Below are 2600 nucleotides of genomic sequence, written 5' to 3'. Positions count from 1 at the left end.
TGACTTCGTTTCTCAGGAATTGAGAGCGGCGGAAGACCCGGAATTTGAAACCTTCTACACTAAAAATATTCTGCTTAACGAAGGTCTGAGAGCTTGGATGGCTCCCCAAGACCAACCCCACGAAAACTTTATCTTCCCTGAAGAAGTATTACCTCGCGGTAACGCTCTCTAAGGATGGCAAGAAAATTTACCGAATAGGGGGAAGGGTGAAGTTAAATCACCCTTCTTTTTTGTTGATTAAGGCACTTCAAGCACTACTACTCATTTTCTGGATACCCCTGTAAGATAAACTAGAGAATTTCTTGGAGATAGAGACAATGTTTCGCCAAATTTTATTATCTAGTCTGGGTTTATTGCTAATTTGTCCCCTAGGGAGCGAGCCAGCAGCGGCCAGAACCATGAGAGTTAATTGTGAAAGTCAAAGCGGTCGCACTACTCGCTGTCCCGTCAATGCTCGATGGGCCCAGGTGAGATTAACCCGCACTCGCTCCGCTGCTCCCTGTGAGGGTAATTGGGATTTCCAAAACGGCAATATTGTGGTCAGAAATGGTTGTCGGGGCGAGTTTGAGGTACGCACCGACGACCATCACGGTAATGTTGGTGGCGGTTGGGAAGGTAATGTTTACGAAGAATTTCGCCTCCCCAATATCGGTCGTTTTGTCGTTGATCGCCGCAGTTATTATGATAGTGGCAGAATTAGAGAATTTGATGCGATCGTTAATGGCAGTCGCGAGCGTTGGTGGGCTAATTGTCGTGGTGGCGAACTTGGCAGCGGTAGTCGTCGCATCCGCTCATCCCGGGAAATCGATCGAGTAGTGGACTTTGTTTGTGAGGATCGGGGTTAAATATAGAAACCAAAACTCTATCTAAAACCTTGTAAAGTTACTTATTTATATAGCTAGATAGCTAAAATGAGTAACTTTTGCTGAAGATAGATTTTAAGAACGTTATCAGGTAAGCTAAGACGCACTTTAACCGCCTATCCTTGTATTACCTGAATCTCTCCCAATCTCTTGACTTGCCTCGAACAGTAGCTTGAGAAAACTAAAATCCTTCGCTTTTGCGAAAGAAATCCATCATCGTCATCGGTGTTTTCTCTAGCATCGATCGCTCACTTTTACTTAGTTGCTTAACCAAATTTTACTAGGCTGACAAAAAAGCCTTAAAAATCAACATAATAACTTCCTAAATTTTACGATCTATTGGCTGTATTTAACTTCAGTTCGGGGTACAGCGTTGCTCATCAAGATGAAGTGTAAACTAATTTGGTATCGACCACCGACTCCCCAAAACGAAAACTGCCTACCTGATCATTAAGATAGCTGCTGTAAGAAACCCGTTTTCTTGATCTGCTGCTAGAATTCAAGTAGATTGGAGGAAAATATATGGAGCCGGCAAACACCTTAGATGCTCTAATGCTCAAAACCATCATCAAGGAAAGCGTCCGCGAAGTTATGCGGGAAGAGTGGTTTAAATTCTTCGAGATGCTGATTCCCTATGTTGATGATATAGAACAAGCTGACATAGAAGCAACCTTTAATCCTGTTGATTACAAAGACGACGGCTTCGTTGATATTACAGGCTGGTTTAATCGTGAAGATCAGGATCAGTAGATCAGCCAATAAATTTTTGGAGAAACTAGATGCCAATAGCCGAAAATCTGTTTTGACTAAAATTGGTATTCTCAAAACCTGCCTTGAAACTCAAAACGTTTATCCCCCTGAAGAACTTGATATCAAAAAACTTAAAGGTGAGTTAAAAGGAGACAGACGAAATCTTTATTTATGAGATTAACTCTAGAGGCAATATTTACGATTAATTCAGCGATTAGCAACGTTCGCATTTATCAATTATTTTCGATACTTCTTTCCGCAGCCATCTAACTTTCCTGAGTTAATTTAGCAAATACTGCTTCTTCTTTGTTAGCAAAGTCTCCAACTTCGACTTGGTCCACTGCTTTCTTAATTTTCTCTCCAGCAGCCAGAATAATCACCCGCTCTGGACGATTACTAGACTTCTGGCATAATTAACTTTTGAGAGTTCAAAAATGGGAAAAATAGGGATGAAGTTGGCTAAAATCTCTTTATGCTTAGTTCTCCTGACTACTGACTACTGGCTCCTTACTCCTCTCTCTGAGGTTTACTGATCACTGATTACTGATTAGAGAATACCCGCGTTAGAAAGACCGAGAACCAGTCCCGCACCGAGAATATGGCCAAAACTCATGGTAGCCAATAATTCCGGCAGACCGAAGCTTTTTTTCGAGGCTAACTGCGGCAAGGGTAAGGCAGGGCCGGCCCCAGTATTTTGGATAGCAAAATAACCGATAACGAACGCTACTAGGTTAGCTAACGTCATGGTAATGCCGACGGATAAATTCCAGGGAATGGTTTGAGCAGTGGCTAAAAGTAAGGCGGAAGGGATCATTTGCGCTCCAGTCTTGATAAGATTTTGTTAACCACAGGGCATTATAAAAAGCTCTTGACCCGAAACTGCTTTTTGTTTGAATACTTAACAGTTTTTGTAACGTTTTGTGAATAAGATTAAATGCGAATTAAAATTTGCGGCATTACCCAACCGGACCAAGGACGAGCGATCGC

6 protein-coding genes are annotated in these 2600 nt (G+C 42.1%); 4 read left to right on the top strand and 2 right to left on the bottom strand.

The annotated features are described in order from the left end of the window. The 4 genes from PX481_RS12690 to PX481_RS12675 form a co-directional block, all read left to right on the top strand. The coding region (locus PX481_RS12690) for a photosystem II protein D2 (RefSeq protein ID WP_271931852.1) at positions 1–172 on the top strand (172 nt) is incomplete at its 5' end. A 145-nt stretch (positions 173–317) separates the two neighbouring features. Next, positions 318–845 carry a DUF3011 domain-containing protein gene (locus PX481_RS12685; RefSeq protein ID WP_002756854.1) on the top strand — a complete coding sequence of 176 codons (528 nt, stop codon included), beginning with the start codon at positions 318–320 and terminating at the stop codon, positions 843–845. 540 nt (positions 846–1385) lie between these two features. Further along, positions 1386–1613, top strand: a complete 228-nt coding sequence (locus PX481_RS12680; protein WP_002756856.1) for a hypothetical protein — start codon at positions 1386–1388, stop codon at positions 1611–1613. A 16-nt stretch (positions 1614–1629) separates the two neighbouring features. Further along, on the top strand, positions 1630–1788 hold the full coding sequence (locus tag PX481_RS12675; protein WP_288087270.1) for a hypothetical protein: 159 nt from the start codon (positions 1630–1632) through the stop codon (positions 1786–1788). Positions 1789–1879: 91 nt separating this feature from the next. On the opposite strand, the gene PX481_RS12670 is transcribed toward PX481_RS12675, so the two are convergent. Continuing rightward, a complete protein-coding gene (locus PX481_RS12670; protein ID WP_288094683.1) occupies positions 1880–1993 on the bottom strand; it encodes a CopG family transcriptional regulator in 114 nt (37 codons plus the stop codon). Positions 1994–2160: 167 nt separating this feature from the next. Then, complete coding sequence (gene psaK / locus PX481_RS12665) at positions 2161–2427, bottom strand: photosystem I reaction center subunit PsaK (protein ID WP_002756861.1); 267 nt, start codon at positions 2425–2427, stop codon at positions 2161–2163. Positions 2428–2600: the final 173 nt, after the last annotated feature.

This window comes from Microcystis sp. M53603_WE2 (assembly GCF_030065435.1).
This window is presented reverse-complemented; position numbering and strand designations above follow the sequence as displayed.

Excerpts from the sequence above, each read along its gene's own strand:
- PX481_RS12685 (WP_002756854.1), top strand. The coding sequence starts at position 318 with ATGTTTCGCCAAATTTTATTATCTAGTCTGGGTTTATTGCTAATTTGT.
- PX481_RS12680 (WP_002756856.1), top strand. The coding sequence starts at position 1,386 with ATGGAGCCGGCAAACACCTTAGATGCTCTAATGCTCAAAACCATCATC.
- psaK (WP_002756861.1), bottom strand. The coding sequence starts at position 2,427 with ATGATCCCTTCCGCCTTACTTTTAGCCACTGCTCAAACCATTCCCTGG.